This window comes from Robertmurraya sp. GLU-23, from assembly GCF_052983275.1.
The window spans coordinates 626707-642549 of sequence record NZ_JBRKCV010000001.1 but is presented as its reverse complement, the minus strand read 5'-3'; the positions used below and the strand labels follow the sequence as shown (position 1 = coordinate 642549).

Genomic DNA, 15843 nt, shown 5'->3' with positions numbered 1-15843 from the left:
ATGGAGATAGCCCTGTTAAGGAACAAAGAGGACATAGAATACTTTAGTAAGCTTATTTATGAAACAGTGAAAATCCCTGTTTTTTATATAAATAATGACTTAGAGGTTATTACGGAGTTTCCGGCAATTTTTAAGAGTAATCCCATATATCCATCCTATGATGAATTATTTGAACAATTAGATTTTTCAGATGACCCCTTTAATGTTCCAGTTCTGAGAACAACAAACTTTCTAGAGAACTTTCTTTCGATTAAAGTTGGTAACAAGGGTAAAATCCAAGGTACTTGGATTTTAGGTCCGTCCGTTTACGCGCCTATTGCGGATGAAACGATATACGGGTTGCAAAATGATTTTCAATTCAAAGTATCAGTGGATACTTTGAAGGAATACTATGGATCTTTATCAATAATAAATAAGCTTACCCTCTTGCATGCAGGTCTTCTAGTTACTTATCTCCTGTATACGAAGCGACTTTCAATTACTGAAGTCATTCAAAAGGACACTATACTGACAAACAACGTTACCAATAGAGAAAATCCTGATTTACACATGTCAAAGAAAAGACAAGAAATCTCTTTTCATGTCTCTTATCAATGGGAACAAATGTTGATGCAATGTGTGAAAGAGGGGCGTAAAGAAGACCTCATAAACAAATTGACTCTTCCTGAATCTGAAGGGAGACTGGGAGTTCTTTCAAAAAAGAGCCATCTTAGAAGTCAAAAAAACTTGGTTATATCAGCCATCGCTGTGGCAACGCGTTACGCAATTGACGGAGGACTCCATCCTGAAATAGCATACACCCTGAGTGATCTCTATATACAAGGTTTAGAAGACATTAATGAAGCATTAGAGGTGCAAACATATTTGATAAAAGCCTTATGTGATTTTACAGATCGTGTAAATGAAGCACAGCAACATAACTACACTACTCCCATTATCGAGTGTCAGTCCTATATTTTTAAGCATCTTTATGAAAACATCTCGTTGGGACAACTAGCAAAAGTAGCGAATATGCACCAAAACTATTTATCAGCTTTATTTAAAAAAGAGGTAGGCATGTCCATTACCGAATATATTCTTAAACAGAAAGTCGAAGAGGCGAAAAAGCTCCTCACACATTCTGAATATCCTCTATCGGAAATCTATACTTGGCTTAATTTTCACGATCAAAGCCATTTTACTAAAGTATTTAAAAAGTACACCGGAACCACACCTAAAAAATTTAAATCTAAAAAAGAGGTTTAAAAAGAGGCTGGCCCACAATACGTTAAAGCATTACAACATAAGGAGTCAGGACCATCTGCATGTGAGTACTTGTCGGCTAAGAATTATTCTACACAGTTTCTTGCTTAGTGTTTACCAAAGAAAACTGGCTAAATGAACCATTCATGTATAGGACTTACATTGGCAGTCGTGAACTTGATTTGGAGAATCTCCAAATCAAGTGACATAATGCTTATATTTCTTTTTGAAAGTGTTCGAAACCTATTTAAAAATACATTTGGATGTACCATCTATTCCAAACAAAGCACTACAAAAAAATATCCCCACAATTCTACAGCGATTTTAAATCAGTCCACAAAGTATATAAGAAGAATTATGATTGAACTAGATGACTAACATATAATGACAAAATGGCACCCCTACTGAGTGCCATTCAAACATAATAACTAAGAAGAAAAATCAAAATAATTTCTCTTCAGCAATCTTGGTAGTTCCATTAGTTCCTTAAAGCTTATTGTATTGCCAATTTTCCCCGTATCAACTAAAAACAACTGATCCTCAATTTCCTTAATCACCTTTTCTTCCTGATACACCATTTCACATTCCGTACAGATAATGGCCGGTGTTTCCGTAATTTCAATTGCTCTTGATCCATCTGGTAGCTCCCAAAATACAGAGCTTTCACCAATCCTCGCGTTTCCTTCACACCACTCGCATCTCATATCCACTAATCACTACTCCTTTACCGTTTTGTCTATTTGGTCAGAGAGTCCACTGGATTTTTGTTGCTGTGCCTGAAACTTCTTCTCTTTCAATTCATCACGCTTTTGACGTTTATCTTTTAAAGAAGAGTGATTCTGGTCTTCCTGGTATTTTTCTCTTCTGTCTAACCGCTGTAAATCTTCCGGGACAAGGTTGAATTTGCTGTCGTTCATAATTGCTGAAATTCCGACTTGTGATTTGTACTTTTCATAATCGGAATATACACTTTTGAAATAATCCTCCGCTCTACCAGGTACATAGTTCTGAGGCTCCGGATAAGAAGTGATAACACCTTCAAAGTTACGTAGTACCACTTTGTCAGCACTTTGTGAAATGAGGTAATTTGGTTGAAGGGCAATCTTACCTCCACCACCAGGACTATCGACGACAAAGGTTGGGACGGCATAACCAGATGTGTGCCCTCGTAATCCTTCAATGATTTCTAACCCTTTTGATACAGGTGCTCGGAAATGGCCGATGCCTTCTGAAAGGTCACATTGGTAAATATAATAGGGGCGAACTCTTATCTTTACTAAATCATGCATGAGTTTTTTCATGATTGGGACAGAATCGTTAATACCAGCAAGAATTACCGATTGGTTTCCGACTGGTACTCCTGCGTTCGCTAGCATTTCGCAAGCCTTTTTAGATTCCTCTGTAATTTCAATTGAAGTATTAAAATGAGTATTCAACCAAACTGGGTGGTACTTTTTTAAAATATTACACAAATTTTCTGTGATTCGCTGAGGAAATACTACTGGTGCTCTAGTACCTATTCTTATGATTTCTACATGATCAATTTCTCTTAAATTCTTTAAGATATATTCAAGTACATTATCATTGATTAAAAGTCCATCTCCTCCAGAAATAAGAACATCTCTTATTTGTGGTGTATTTCTAATATAATTGATTGCCCCGTCTAATTGCTTTTTCGGAACTCCCATCCCGATTTGACCAGAAAAGCGGCGTCTCGTACAATAGCGACAATACATGGAACATTGATTTGTTACGAGAAATAACACTCGATCTGGATAACGGTGTGTTAATCCTGGCGTAGGAGAATCTTCATCTTCGTGAAGAGGATCTTCCAGATCGTATCTTGTCTTAACAATCTCTTGTGAAATAGGCACAGATTGCATTCTAATCGGACATCTTGGATCATCTGGATTCATTAACGATGCATAATATGGCGTAATATTCAGTGGAATCGTCTTTGTTGAGATCTTTACTCCTTCTTCCTCTTCAGGGGTTAAGTTAATTACTTTTCGTAAATCATCCAGTGTTCGGATCGTATTTGTAAGTTGCCAAATCCAATCATTCCACTGCTCCTCCGTAACATCCTTCCAAAGCTCTATCGAAGACCAATGACGATCTGGTTTATATAATGAATGTTTCATTCTTCATTCCTCCCAAACATGCTTTACATAAACCATGCAAGTTTTGTGCCAAAACTTAATAATCGGAGGCGCTGTTTTGAAGGGGACATCAGTTACCGTTTGGATGCTTTTAAATACTTCACACGCACTGAAACACCAGTTCATTTACACTAAGCTATTTTTTTCTCTTCTACGGGCACTCAAACCCCAGTTCAGTTACCGCAAAGTTATTTTTTTCTCTTCAATGGGCACTGAATCCCCAATTCAGTTACCGCAAAGCTTTATTTTTCTCTTCTATGGGCACTGAAACTCCAACTCAGTTACCATTCAACTCTTTTTTCTCTCTCATGGGGCATTAACATCTTAATTTTCATACAAAAAGGTGCCAATTATTCGGCACCTTGCAACTCGTACTTTTGAATTTTGTATTGAAGGGTTTGTCTTGGAATTTGCAGCAGTTTTGCAGCTTGCTTAATGTTTCCACGCGTTTGCTCAAGAGCTTCACAAATCATATTTTTTTCATACTCCTCAATTTGTCCCTTTAGAGAATAACCTTTGATTACTTTCCTAGAAACAGAGACATTTCCTTTCAGCATCGCAGGTAGATGTTCTATATCCAAACTTGTATCTTCACAAACATTCATCATATACTCGATCGTATGTTTGAGCTCCCGAACATTCCCTGGCCAATCGTAGGAGCGAAATATGTTCATCACTTCAGTAGACACACCTTGTATATTTTTCTGAAGTACTCCATTATAATGATCGAGAAATTTATTCAATAAAAACTTAATGTCTTCTGGCCTTTTCCGGAGTGGCAATAACTCAAACGTTAATACATTTAACCGGTAAAAGATATCCATTCTTATCAGCTTTTCTTCTAGTGCTTTTCTCGGATGAACATTCATTGCAGCGATCACCCGAACGTCTACCTGTACACTTTTCGAGGAGCCAATACGCCGAATCATTCCGTCTTCAAGAACACGTAATAACTTTGCCTGCAAATCAATCGGCATGGCATGAAGCTCATCCAAAAACAGCGTCCCTCCATCCGCAAGCTCAAACAATCCAGGGCGGTCAACTGCTCCCGTATAACTCCCTTTTGCTGTACCAAAAAGAATACTCTCGAGTAATGTTTCTGGAATGGCAGCGCAATTTTGAACAATAAATGGGGCATTTCTTCGAACAGAGGCATCGTGTATCCCTTGAACAAATAATTCTTTCCCCGTTCCACTTTCTCCATAAACTAATATCGATGATTGCGATTTTGCTAGCTTATAAGCTTCTTTTTTAAGTTGAAGAAACTCATTGTTTTCTGTAAGTAAATCATCAAAGGTATACTTAACGGTGCTTTTGCTTTTTTTCTTTGGATTCAGCACTTGTTTTTCTTTTTGTAAATCCAATAATTGTTCAGACAATCTTTTGATGCTCGAATAATCCTTTGCTACTTCCATCGCGCCAAAAAAATCGCCATGTACACAAATAGGAATCGTTGAATTGATTGTTTCAATCTTTTTTCCATGAATATTGGAATATGATTGAGCCACATTCACAATCTCTTTTCTAGACTTTAGTACTCTTAATAACGTGCTCGTCTCTTCTGTTAACGATGGAAACACTTCCAATAACGGCTTCCCGATTACTTCACCCACCGTTAGTCCATCGTGTTGGGCAGCCACCTCGTTATAAAAAATCGTCTTGCCGTTTAGATCCACAACGTGAATGCCCTCATCAACGCCCTTTAAGATTTCCGTCACTACTTCAATGGAAATACTGCTTGTTTCAAACATCATCATCACCACCTAAAGCATATATATGCCTATGTGCCGAAAAACTGTCACTTTATATTAATTTTCGGCAGCTTGGTAGGCGGATAAATTTTTCACCCAAACATTCATGTCTTCAAGCTTATCAAAAATGTAACAATTGTTCACTAACCGTCCTCGGTATTGATAACCCAATTGATGGAGAACGGCATTCATTCCAAAGGATAGCGACCTTGCTATAGAGTAGGAACAAAAGATTTGTTGTTCAAATAAGTCTTCTTCAAGCTTTTTCAAAAGGATCTTCATTAATCCAAATTTTCGGTGATCCTTCTTTGTCGCACAATCCGTTAATTCTGCGTTACGAAACATATAATTTACTTCAGCAGATGCGGCACTAATCATTTCGTGATGAAACATAAAGGCATAGTAGATGGTTCCTTCTTTCATTGTCTTCTTCACATATTCGGGATCATGAAGAGGAGTGGGATAAATTTGAAATACCTCTCGATACAAATCCGAAAGCATTTCCGCTTCCTTCTCACCCACTTTCATAATCTTGTAATCTGCTGGTGGCATAATCACTTGTGACGATCTCTTTAGATGCTGAACAGAAGCAATAATATCTTCTTCGACTTGAAGATGAGCGGTACAAGATCTGACTGGCTCAAAGTATTTACAAAAAAAATAACCATCCGATCCTAAAAAATACCCATCTATGATCGCTTCATTCTTATATCCCTTTTCTAAAAATATTTTGTAGTCCTCAAATTTCCCTTTAATAATTATTTTTTCACTATGTGCCTCTTTTGCAAGCTCTTCGGTAGCTTGCATGACGAGGTAGGGGTCCCCCACATAATGATCCACTCGTACACGTTTATTAAAAACGTCCATGTAAACTTTGAATCGAATCCCACTCTCCTCAACTGTACGATAAGCTGGCAACTGATTCATCGTATCTCCTCCTAAAGGGAAAGCCCGACCAAATACTTGGTCAGACTTTCTTCATTATTTCTATACAATCTATGAATCACTTCCACTTATTTCACACCAATTCATGATGGTAGTAGCAATGATATCCGCACTCGTAAATATATCTTCTAAAACAATATATTCGTTCGCATCATGAGCGACCTCTGTTACGCCTGGACCGAAGATTACCACTGGAATATCCCCAATTTTTGATAGTACTCCTCCATCTGTACCCCATGGGGAAGCTTCAATAACAGGGGAAGATCCCATAACTTCTCTATAGGATGATTCAAGAGTAGTCAGTAACGGATGTTCTATTTCTAAATCACCGGGGATCCACCTTCCACCAAACCACTCAACCGTTGTTGGATAGTCTTTAAACCATATGTCCTTCTTTTCGAGCTCCTGCAATGAATGTTCTAGTTCAGCCTGAACGGCAGACATTTTTTCGTCGGGTGCTACACCAATTCTTCCCTCTATTATACAAATATCTGGAACGGAGGATGGCCAATCCCCACTATGAATCTTACCGATATTTATCGGAATGGGAATGGGTATATTTTTATACAATGGGTCTACAATTCTACTATTCCGAACCTTTTCTAGCTCATTCAACTGATTGATCACCAATATTCCTTTTTCAATTGCATTTACCCCTTCGTACCTAGTACCCCCATGTGCTGAGCGTCCTTTAACAGTCACACGAAACCACATAGAGCCTTGCTGCTTTGGAAAGATTTTCAGATTGGTAGGTTCAGGAATAATCGCTCCATCCGCCCGATATCCCCTTAGTACGGCAGCTAAGGTTCCAGCGCCACCACTTTCTTCTTCTATCACACTTTGAAAGATAATATCACCTTTCAGCTGAATCTCTGCAGCTATAATCGCTTCCATCGCAAGAAGCAGGGCCACCGTTCCTCCCTTCATGTCTGTGGAACCACGACCATATAATTTTCCCTCTTCGATTAAGCCACTAAACGGATCATTTTTCCACTCAGCCAAGTTATTTTCTGGCACCACATCAATATGACCGTTTAGAATTAATGATTTGCCATTTCCAGTCCCCTTCAAAACACCAACAACATTCGGATTCCCCGTATAATCCTTTCGATCCGAGCAGTAAGCAGGATGGTTCATAAGGGTTTTATCACCAATCTCCCATATATCAAGCTGAAGACCTAGCTCTCTACACTTTTCAATAATTATTGCTTGAGCAGCAGCTTCCTTCCCCCTTACGCTTCCCTCTTGTACAAGCTTTTGCAGAAGTCTAGTTGCATGTACGCGGTTCCTTTTCATCCACTTTCTAACTTCGCGAAGCTCCTCTTCCATCCCTCTTCGCCCCTTTATCTATGTGTTACTTACAAAAAAATGAACAATCAGTAGACTCACGAACTTGATCCAATGTATAAGGTTGAAAAACCTCACTTAAAACTAAACCTTTATCCGTCACATGAAAGACGGCCATATCCGTTATAATCATATCCACACACGAGCGAGAGGTTAATGGAAAAGAGCATTCTTTTACAATTTTGCTATTTCCCGCTTTATCTATATGGTTCATTAAAACGATCACCTTTTGTGCTTTCTGTGCAAGCTCCATTGCACCTCCCATACCAGGTATTTTTTTACCCGGAACAATCCAGTTCGCTAAATCTCCTTTTTCACTTACCTGCAATGCTCCTAAAATGGTGATATCCACGATTCCCCTACGTATCATTCCAAAGGCAATGACACTATCACAATAAGAACCACCACTAACTAAACTAACCGGGTATCCTCCAGCATTACAGAGGTTTTCATCCTCTTCCCCATGTTCTGGTGAAGGCCCCATCCCAACAATTCCATTTTCCGCATGAAACATGACGTTTATTTCTGATGGAAGATGGTTCGGAACAAGCGAGGGAATTCCTATCCCTAAATTAACCACCATGCCTTCTTTAATTTCTGCCGCAGCTCTTTTGGCCATTTGATCACGAATACCTATTCCCATACCCATTTCCAGTTCACCCCTTCAGTCGGAACAATATAATTGACGAACACTCCAGGTGTGACGATTTCATCCGGATGAAGTTCACCCACTTCAACGATTTCCTCCACCTCTGCGATCGTAATATCTCCAGCCATCGCTACCAAAGGATTGGTATTTCTCGCACTTTTATCATAAATAAGGTTGCCGTATTCATCTGCCTTCTTCGCATAGACAATTGATATTGGCGCACTTAATGCTGTTTCTAGTAAATAATTTTTCCCCTCTAATACAACTATCTCTTTATTCGTTGACACAAAGTCACTATCCATTCCAATATCTGTTAAAAAGGCCGGAATTCCAACGCCACCTGCCCTAATTCGCTCTACTAACGTTCCTTGAGGTGAAAATTCTACTTCAAGACTTCCCTCAGTCATTAGTTGGCCAGCAACAGGATTGGAACCAATATGAGAAGCAATGACTTTTTTTACTCGTCCGTTTGCTACAAGCCTCCCAATCCCTATATGCGGAAATCCCGTATCGTTTCCAATAAGCGTTATATCCTTAACCCCTTTATTCAGTAGCCCTTCTATAATAGATGGCGGAGAACCAACCCCACCAAAACCACCAAACATAATGGTTCCACCATCATGAAATAAATCCAAAACCTTTTCCACCGTGGTAATCTTATTGAAGCGATTATTCATAACTTACCACCCCCCTCTAAAAATTCATTGGAAAAGTCTAGGAAGGTTTCACGCAGAAGAATTAGTAATTCATCGATCTCGTCCTTAGAAATCGTCAGGGGCGGAGCAAGGATAATAGCATCACCATGAATTCCGTCAAGTCCAGCAGCTGAAGGGTAAAGCAATAAACCATTATTAGCCCCAAGCTGAATCATTGTATTTGTAACTTGAGCATTTCTTGGAAAAGGCTCTTTATTTCCTAACGATTGAACAAATTCAATCCCAATTAACAAACCTTTACCTCGAATATCTCCAATAAATGAAAATTCTTTCTTTATTTCTTGTAAATGATGAAATAAATAAAAGCCCTTCAATTCGACCTGCTCTATAATTCTATTATTTTGTAAATAGTCCATGACTGCTAGTGAAACCGCGCATGATTGTGGGTTCGCACTTAGGGTATGACCACTCATTATACTTTTAGTTCCAGCCAAGATTGGTTCCATCACTTTGTCACTCACTAAAGCTGCAGCTATGGGTGCATAACCTGCTCCCATTCCTTTGCCGAGTGCGACTATATCTGGCTCGACTCCCCAATGCTCACAAGCTAGCATTTTTCCCGTCCGGCCAAATCCAGTCATTACTTCATCTGCGATAAAAAGAATATGATGATGGTCACATATATCTTTTATTATTTTGTAATAACCCTCTGGAGGTGATATGGCCCCACCCGCAGCCCCAATTACCGGCTCTGCTATAAAAGCAGCAATCTGTTCTGCTCCTATTTTTTTAATCACATTTTCCAGTTCAGTTGCACAGGCAAACTTACACGAGGTCGGTTCTAAGTTATATGGACAACGATAACAATAAGGAGGTTGTATGGAGGGAAAATCCTCAAGTAGAGGGATGAATCTTGCTCTCCTCAAGGTATGACCTGACATCGATAACGCACCGAGTGTGATTCCATGATAACTAACCCATCGAGAAAGGATTTTATTTTTCGTTTTAACCCCTTTTTCCTGCCAATGCTGTATGGCTATTTTCATAGCAGTCTCTGTTGCTTCTGAGCCACTATTTACAAAAAAACTCCAGTTCAAAGACCCAACACATTGTTCAGCAATTTTTTCAGCTAGTGCTTCCGCTGCTTCACTAGTAAACTGCGATCGGTAGACAAAGGACACCCGCATTGCTTGTTGAACCATCGCATCAATAATTTCGGGAACACCGTGACCAATATTGGCAGTTACAGCACCGGATGAAGCATCAACATACCTCTTCCCTTCCTTGTCATATAAATAAATGCCCTTCCCATAATCTATTGTTGGATATACCGCATCAAGCAACGGTTTAATTAAATATGAATGCTCCATTTGACTCCCCCGTTCATACAAGCGTAAGCGATGCCTTATAAGATTGTATGAGTAAGAAGAGGAAATCTTTCTTTGCAAAGTTGTTTTTAGTTCCTAATTCGTGTATACAAAAAGTGAAAAGGAGCCAAATATAAACAAATGGCTCCTTTTCACTGCTATAGTTGATCTATTTGTATTGAGCAGCTACCTTGCCCCGCTTCAATGGTTGCTTTTCCACCGATTGGAAGTGTCGCAATTGGACTAACATGTCCAAAGTTCACGTTTGCTATAATCGGTATATGTGAAAGCTCTCTTTTAGATGAAATGATTTTCCTTAAAGCTTCTTCGGTTACTTGGGAATCCTTTTGGAATCTTCCAATCACTATCGCTTGAATATCATAGGCATCTGGGAGGTGAAGGAGAGATTGCAGGTCCCTGTCGAAGGTAAGTGCATGTGATTCGTCATCATCTTCAATAAACAGGACACTCCCTTTTAGCGACGGCATAAACTCAGTTCCTTGAAGAAGATTCATTGTACACAAATTCCCCCCCATAATGGTTCCCTTTCCACTTCCTTCCTGAAGGATAAGATATTCCTTTTGTTCATGGAAAGTCCGATCTTCTTGGTCTAAATACCAAGGATCATCACTCCAAAATTCGGAGGGTGCAATTTCATATGGTGCATCATTGGTGATTGCTTCAATAAAGGAATTCATTGTGTACTCCAAGCCATGTTTCATCCCAAAAGTAGAAAATTGTGGACCAGAGTAAGTGATCAATCCAGTCTTTTGATAAATAGAAAGGTTTAATGCGGTAATATCACTATAGCCAATAAATACTTTAGGGTTGTTTTTAATAATATTAAAATCGATATACTTGAGCAGTTGATTGGCGTTATATCCACCTATAGCTGTAAATACTCCTTTTACATTAGGGTCCAGAAACGCGTCATGCAAATCTTCAATCCGCTCTTTGATTGACGTACTAAAAAACTCATCGTGAGTATGTACATGTTTCCCAAACGTCACATGAAACCCTAATGCTTCTAATCGATTTCGAGCAATTTCAACTTGTTTTTCCTTAATGATCGCCATGCTTCTAGAAGGCGATATGACTCGAACTTCATCACCTGGTTGTAAACGTGGTGGAACAATCCCCATTGAATCCTTCCCCTTTTCTAATAGAAAAATAGAACCTGCCATGAATTGACAGGTCCTTCTTATTATACCAAAACTGGTTCTGTGTTTGTTCGTCTAGTTGATTTTGCAACGATATCCCTAGCAATCCAAACACCACACGCACTAGCTTGAGCCAGTCCTCGAGTGATCCCTGCTCCATCTCCACCAACATAAAGCCCGCTAATTTCCGTCTCAAAACGATCATTTAGCTTTGGTCGTGCAGAGTAAAACTTCGCTTCTACACCGTAGAACAGTGTGTGCTCAGAAGCAAGACCTGGCGATACATGGTTTAATGCTTCTGTCATTTCAACTAAACTCTTCAGTGTATTATATGGAAGCACTAACCCCAAATCTCCAGGTACTGCTTCTTTAAGTGTCGGCTCTAAAAAGCCCTCTTTAATACGCTTTTCAGTGGAACGGCGTCCTTTTAAAATATCTCCGTACTTTTGAACAATTAGTCCACCGTTAGATAAACTATTGGCTAGCCTAGAAATTTCATGTGCGTACTCATTTGGCTTATCAAAAGGATCTGAGAAGGTGTGAGATACTAATAAGGCAAAGTTCGTATTTGGGCTACCTAATTTAGGATCCTTATAAGCATGACCGTTCGCTAACATGATTCCAGAGTGGTTCTCAACAACAACATGTCCTGAAGGATTGCTACAGAATGTTCTTACGCGAGTACCAACAGATGTATTAAACGTAAATTTACCTTCATACAAATGCTCATTAATTTCTTCCATAACAATATTTGATGTTTCTACACGAACACCAATATCCACTTGATTATTAATCATTTTTAAACGTCTCGATTTTAATAGCTTAGCCAACCATACCGAACCGTCGCGTCCTGGTGCAACCACCACTTTTTCAGCAGATAAGCTTTCCCCAGCCTTTAATTTAATTCCGGTTACCTTATGACCATCTGGCGTTTTTTCTGTGATTAAGTCCTCAACTTCTGCCTTGTAGACCATATCAATCTTTGTTTTTAAGTATTCGTAAATGCTTTGAAGGATTTGTAGATTTTGTTCTGTTCCTAAGTGTCTTACCTGAGCACGTAACAGCTTTAATCCCGCTGCATATCCACGTCTCTCGATATCTCTAACTTTATCAGTTAAAGGGTCAGTGATGCTTTCTGTCGCTCCGTGGTCAAGGTTGATTCGGTCCACGTAATTTATTAAATCAACAACCTGTGAATCTGGTAAATAATCCGTCATCCAGCCACCAAACTCACTGGTGATATTAAACTTTCCATCCGAGTATGCACCTGCTCCTCCAAATCCGTTGGTAATAGAACACGCAGGTAGACACCCTGCAAATTCCTTCCTACCAGCGGCTGGTGGGCATTTCTCGATTTTTTTTTGTAAAATAGGACAGTTTCTTTTATATATGTCGTGACCTTTATCAATTAATAATATGGATGCTTCTGGCATTTTTAATGTAAGTTCATAACATGTAAAAATTCCAGCTGGACCTGCTCCAACAACGATAACATCATAATTTGTTTTCAAGGTATTCCCTCCGAGGCTACTATCTATATTCGTATTTCCTTTAACCATGTGTAAATATACCAAATATAGATTATTCAGTCAACAAAAATACGAACATTTTTTATAAGTACAAATATAATGTTCGTATTTTAGTTTTTGAATTCAAACAAAAACTCGAGCACTATCGCTCGAGCTCCTGTTTATATTAGCATCCTTTTCCGTAGAAACTAGCACCGATGATGATGAGTAGAATGAAAAGGACAACGATTAATGCAAAACCGCCACCATATCCACATCCAACTGGCGAAACTGCTGTAGGGTACCCGTAACCAGGGTAACAAGGGTCACATCCATGTCCGTAATGCATAAAGTTTATACCTCCTAATTAAGCTTTCCTTTTACACTATCCACAATATGTAGTAGGTCCTTGTCCCGCATGTGTATATGCCCATTTTTTCCGAAAAAGTTTAGGCGATCAGTGTTTCCCTTGTCAAAAGCGGATAAACATTGTAATGTTTTTATATTAAAAGGTTAGGAGTTATTTAAAAATGAAAAGTATTTTAAAGAGCTTTGTAAATGGTATTTTAACGATTGTACCAATTATTCTCGTAATTTACGTAACATATAAAACCTTCATGTTTTTAGATGGACTATTAGGTGGGTTCCTGAAGCAGTACTTTAAAGAGTCGTATGTTCCAGGGATCGGAATTTTGGCAACGTTAGTGTTAATTACCATTCTAGGTTTTTTATCTACGAAGTTTGTAACGGGTACCATCTTCCGAATCATTGACAGATTATTAGAGAAAATTCCTTTCGTGAAAACTGTTTATTCGGTTATCAAAGATACTGTCCATTCCTTCTTAGGTGAGAAAAAATCCTTCTCAAAGGTGGCACTTGTAACCGTACCAGGTACAAATATGAAAAGCCTGGGGTTTGTTACAGCAGAGGATCTTCAAGTTTTTTACGAACCGCTAAGTGATTATATCGCTGTGTATGTCCCACAAACCTTTCAAGTTGCTGGATTCACCTTTTTAATCAAAAAAGAGGATGTTGAATTTATCGATGTTAAGCCAGAAGACGCGATGAAATTTATCCTTTCTGGTGGCATGACCTCGAAAAAAACAACATTGTTAGAAGCTCAAAAAGAAAGGTAAAAGCCTCATTTGGCCTTTACCTTTTGATTTTATGAAAATAAAACTTTATACTTACCGTATCCTTTTTCATCCAGCTCCTCAACGGGAATAAATTGAAGTGCCGCAGAGTTAATACAGTACCTTAACTTCGTCGGACCTGGTCCATCATCAAACACATGACCAAGATGAGAATCTGCAGATTTACTTCGAACTTCGGTACGAAACATAAAATGACTATGATCCATTTTTTCGATAATTTCTTCCTCATCGATAGGCTTTGTAAAGCTTGGCCACCCACATCCCGCATCATATTTATCTTTCGAGCTAAAAAGCGGCTTACCTGAAACAATATCTACATAAATACCTTCGCCAAACTGATCCCAATATTCATTTCGAAACGGCGGCTCCGTCCCATTTCTTTGGGTCACTTCATATTGCATAGGAGTTAATCTTTCTTTTAAATCTCCCTCTTTTGTCACTGGTCATCCCCCCAAGCTTTCTTAATAAAGGCAGCACGCCCAGACCCCTCTGAATACCGTCCATATCGTACTGGGTTCTTCTTATAAAATTGCTGATGATAATCTTCAGCGGTATAAAATACTTTTGCCGGTAAAATTTTTGTCGCGATAGGCTTTGAAAAACGACCACTTTGCGCTAATTCTAGCTTTGATTGTTCAGCTAATACTCTTTGTTCTTCGTCATGATAAAAGATTGCCGTTTCATACGATTGGCCCCGATCATAGAACTGGCCACCAGGATCGGTTGGATCAATCTGTTGCCAGTATACACTTAACAGCTTTTCATAAGAAAATACTTCAGGATCATACGTAATTTGTACAGCCTCGTAATGCCCCGTTGTTTCTTGGCATACCTCTTCGTAAGTAGGGTTTTCCTTATGTCCCCCTGTATAGCCACTGATGACAGAAATAATTCCAGGCTGTTCATCAAACGGTTTTACCATACACCAAAAGCATCCACCAGCAAATGTCGCAAGTTTCTCCATAAGGCACCTCTTTTCAAATAACTCCTACATATATAGAGTATTTCATTAAGACTTTCAATGCAAACAAGGAGCTTCCATACAGTAAAAAACATAGGCACCTCTTCGACCTTCAAAGCATATGTTACACTGAATATCCTTTAAGGAGTGAGGGGTTTGTCTGAATACAGAAACCATGATGACTATATGCATAAAGCTGCTAGGTATGATTTATTAGCACAATATTATAAATACTTAGATCCATCCATGCATATTCACTATTACCAAAGACACATTAGATACATGAACAAAGCAATGAGTTCCTTAAGAGCTCAATCAGTTGCAAACTACTATCAGAGCAGTTCACCAGCTAGAATTCGTATCCTACATGCTTCACCTGATGCACCGAAAGTTGATGTATATATTAATGGAAATCGAATTTTACGCGATTTTCCATTTAAAGAAACTAGCAATTACTTATCATTACCTGCTGGAAAGTATCAAGTTGACATATATCCTGCAGGAGACATGGTATCAACCGTTCTAAGTAAAAAGGTAACGGTTGAGGCTGGGAAGCAATATACACTTGCTGCTGCTGATATGGTTGAAAAGTTAAAGCTTGTAGAGCTTGAGGATAATCCGAGTATCCCGTCCGGTGAAACAAAAGTTCGATTTGTACATCTCTCACCTGATACTCAACCTGTTGATATAGCCGTAAAGAACGGTGATGTTGTATTCCGTAATATTGGGTTCAGGCGCTTAAGCGATTATTTAGCCCTGTCTCCATTGACCGTCGATCTTGAAGTAAGATCTACAGGAACTAAGAATGTCCTTCTTCCGTTGCCAGCTCTTTCTTTCCAAAGAAATCAAGTGTACACACTTGTAGCGGTAGGACTAAGTGATGGTGAACCATCGATTGAACCTATCATTTTAACGGAGAGAGAATAAAATAGGTGGCCATTTCC

At 38.9% G+C, this 15843-nt stretch carries 15 protein-coding genes and 1 pseudogene; 3 read left to right on the top strand and 13 right to left on the bottom strand.

Annotation, left to right across the window (positions count from 1 at the left end):
• Nucleotides 1-1245 (top strand): helix-turn-helix domain-containing protein, encoded by a 1245-nt coding sequence (locus ACVBAX_RS03310; RefSeq protein ID WP_447115864.1) that lies wholly within the window; start codon nucleotides 1-3, stop codon nucleotides 1243-1245.
• Nucleotides 1246-1670: 425 nt separating this feature from the next.
• On the opposite strand, the gene ACVBAX_RS03305 is transcribed toward ACVBAX_RS03310, so the two are convergent.
• From ACVBAX_RS03305 to ACVBAX_RS03255, 11 genes and pseudogenes are all read right to left on the bottom strand, one after another.
• Nucleotides 1671-1952, bottom strand: a complete 282-nt coding sequence (locus ACVBAX_RS03305; protein WP_447115863.1) for a YokU family protein — start codon at nucleotides 1950-1952, stop codon at nucleotides 1671-1673.
• Between the two features lie 6 nt (nucleotides 1953-1958).
• Nucleotides 1959-3383, bottom strand: a complete 1425-nt coding sequence (gene kamA, locus ACVBAX_RS03300) for a lysine 2,3-aminomutase (RefSeq protein ID WP_447115862.1) — start codon at nucleotides 3381-3383, stop codon at nucleotides 1959-1961.
• Between the two features lie 368 nt (nucleotides 3384-3751).
• Nucleotides 3752-5152 carry a sigma-54 interaction domain-containing protein gene (locus tag ACVBAX_RS03295; RefSeq protein ID WP_447116029.1) on the bottom strand — a complete coding sequence of 467 codons (1401 nt, stop codon included), beginning with the start codon at nucleotides 5150-5152 and terminating at the stop codon, nucleotides 3752-3754.
• 57 nt (nucleotides 5153-5209) lie between these two features.
• Nucleotides 5210-6079 carry a putative beta-lysine N-acetyltransferase gene (ablB, locus tag ACVBAX_RS03290; RefSeq protein WP_447115861.1) on the bottom strand — a complete coding sequence of 290 codons (870 nt, stop codon included), beginning with the start codon at nucleotides 6077-6079 and terminating at the stop codon, nucleotides 5210-5212.
• Between the two features lie 69 nt (nucleotides 6080-6148).
• On the bottom strand, nucleotides 6149-7426 hold the full coding sequence (locus ACVBAX_RS03285) for a peptidase (RefSeq protein ID WP_447115860.1): 1278 nt from the start codon (nucleotides 7424-7426) through the stop codon (nucleotides 6149-6151).
• Nucleotides 7427-7451: 25 nt separating this feature from the next.
• On the bottom strand, nucleotides 7452-8093 hold the full coding sequence (locus ACVBAX_RS03280; RefSeq protein WP_447115859.1) for a 3-oxoacid CoA-transferase subunit B: 642 nt from the start codon (nucleotides 8091-8093) through the stop codon (nucleotides 7452-7454).
• Nucleotides 8078-8770, bottom strand: a complete 693-nt coding sequence (locus tag ACVBAX_RS03275; RefSeq protein WP_447115858.1) for a CoA transferase subunit A — start codon at nucleotides 8768-8770, stop codon at nucleotides 8078-8080. The genes ACVBAX_RS03280 and ACVBAX_RS03275 overlap by 16 nt, the downstream gene beginning before the upstream one ends.
• Entirely contained in the window at nucleotides 8767-10119 is a 1353-nt protein-coding gene (locus ACVBAX_RS03270) for an aspartate aminotransferase family protein (RefSeq protein ID WP_447115857.1), read from the bottom strand. Before ACVBAX_RS03270 ends, ACVBAX_RS03275 begins: the two co-directional genes overlap by 4 nt.
• A gap of 155 nt (nucleotides 10120-10274) precedes the next feature.
• Entirely contained in the window at nucleotides 10275-11252 is a 978-nt protein-coding gene (locus ACVBAX_RS03265; protein WP_447116028.1) for a S66 family peptidase, read from the bottom strand.
• Nucleotides 11253-11320: 68 nt separating this feature from the next.
• Nucleotides 11321-12787 carry an NAD(P)/FAD-dependent oxidoreductase gene (locus tag ACVBAX_RS03260; protein ID WP_430773133.1) on the bottom strand — a complete coding sequence of 489 codons (1467 nt, stop codon included), beginning with the start codon at nucleotides 12785-12787 and terminating at the stop codon, nucleotides 11321-11323.
• A gap of 184 nt (nucleotides 12788-12971) precedes the next feature.
• Nucleotides 12972-13064, bottom strand: a pseudogene (locus ACVBAX_RS03255) (YjcZ family sporulation protein); the annotation flags it as partial.
• A 250-nt stretch (nucleotides 13065-13314) separates the two neighbouring features.
• Here ACVBAX_RS03255 and ACVBAX_RS03250 point away from each other — a divergent pair.
• Nucleotides 13315-13920 carry a DUF502 domain-containing protein gene (locus ACVBAX_RS03250; RefSeq protein WP_430773131.1) on the top strand — a complete coding sequence of 202 codons (606 nt, stop codon included), beginning with the start codon at nucleotides 13315-13317 and terminating at the stop codon, nucleotides 13918-13920.
• A gap of 29 nt (nucleotides 13921-13949) precedes the next feature.
• On the opposite strand, the gene msrB is transcribed toward ACVBAX_RS03250, so the two are convergent.
• Nucleotides 13950-14339 (bottom strand): peptide-methionine (R)-S-oxide reductase MsrB, encoded by a 390-nt coding sequence (gene msrB / locus ACVBAX_RS03245; protein WP_447116027.1) that lies wholly within the window; start codon nucleotides 14337-14339, stop codon nucleotides 13950-13952.
• Between the two features lie 35 nt (nucleotides 14340-14374).
• Nucleotides 14375-14902, bottom strand: coding sequence for a peptide-methionine (S)-S-oxide reductase MsrA (gene msrA, locus ACVBAX_RS03240; protein WP_447115856.1), 528 nt, complete (start codon nucleotides 14900-14902; stop codon nucleotides 14375-14377).
• A gap of 153 nt (nucleotides 14903-15055) precedes the next feature.
• Between msrA and ACVBAX_RS03235 the strand changes: the two genes are divergently transcribed.
• Nucleotides 15056-15826, top strand: a complete 771-nt coding sequence (locus tag ACVBAX_RS03235) for a DUF4397 domain-containing protein (RefSeq protein WP_447115855.1) — start codon at nucleotides 15056-15058, stop codon at nucleotides 15824-15826.
• Nucleotides 15827-15843 lie beyond the last annotated feature (17 nt).

Excerpts from the sequence above, each read along its gene's own strand:
- ACVBAX_RS03310 (WP_447115864.1), top strand. The coding sequence starts at position 1 with ATGGAGATAGCCCTGTTAAGGAACAAAGAGGACATAGAATACTTTAGT.
- kamA (WP_447115862.1), bottom strand. The coding sequence starts at position 3,383 with ATGAAACATTCATTATATAAACCAGATCGTCATTGGTCTTCGATAGAG.
- ACVBAX_RS03295 (WP_447116029.1), bottom strand. The coding sequence starts at position 5,152 with ATGTTTGAAACAAGCAGTATTTCCATTGAAGTAGTGACGGAAATCTTA.
- ablB (WP_447115861.1), bottom strand. The coding sequence starts at position 6,079 with ATGAATCAGTTGCCAGCTTATCGTACAGTTGAGGAGAGTGGGATTCGA.
- ACVBAX_RS03285 (WP_447115860.1), bottom strand. The coding sequence starts at position 7,426 with ATGGAAGAGGAGCTTCGCGAAGTTAGAAAGTGGATGAAAAGGAACCGC.
- ACVBAX_RS03280 (WP_447115859.1), bottom strand. The coding sequence starts at position 8,093 with ATGGGTATGGGAATAGGTATTCGTGATCAAATGGCCAAAAGAGCTGCG.
- ACVBAX_RS03275 (WP_447115858.1), bottom strand. The coding sequence starts at position 8,770 with ATGAATAATCGCTTCAATAAGATTACCACGGTGGAAAAGGTTTTGGAT.
- ACVBAX_RS03270 (WP_447115857.1), bottom strand. The coding sequence starts at position 10,119 with ATGGAGCATTCATATTTAATTAAACCGTTGCTTGATGCGGTATATCCA.
- ACVBAX_RS03250 (WP_430773131.1), top strand. The coding sequence starts at position 13,315 with ATGAAAAGTATTTTAAAGAGCTTTGTAAATGGTATTTTAACGATTGTA.
- msrB (WP_447116027.1), bottom strand. The coding sequence starts at position 14,339 with ATGCAATATGAAGTGACCCAAAGAAATGGGACGGAGCCGCCGTTTCGA.
- msrA (WP_447115856.1), bottom strand. The coding sequence starts at position 14,902 with ATGGAGAAACTTGCGACATTTGCTGGTGGATGCTTTTGGTGTATGGTA.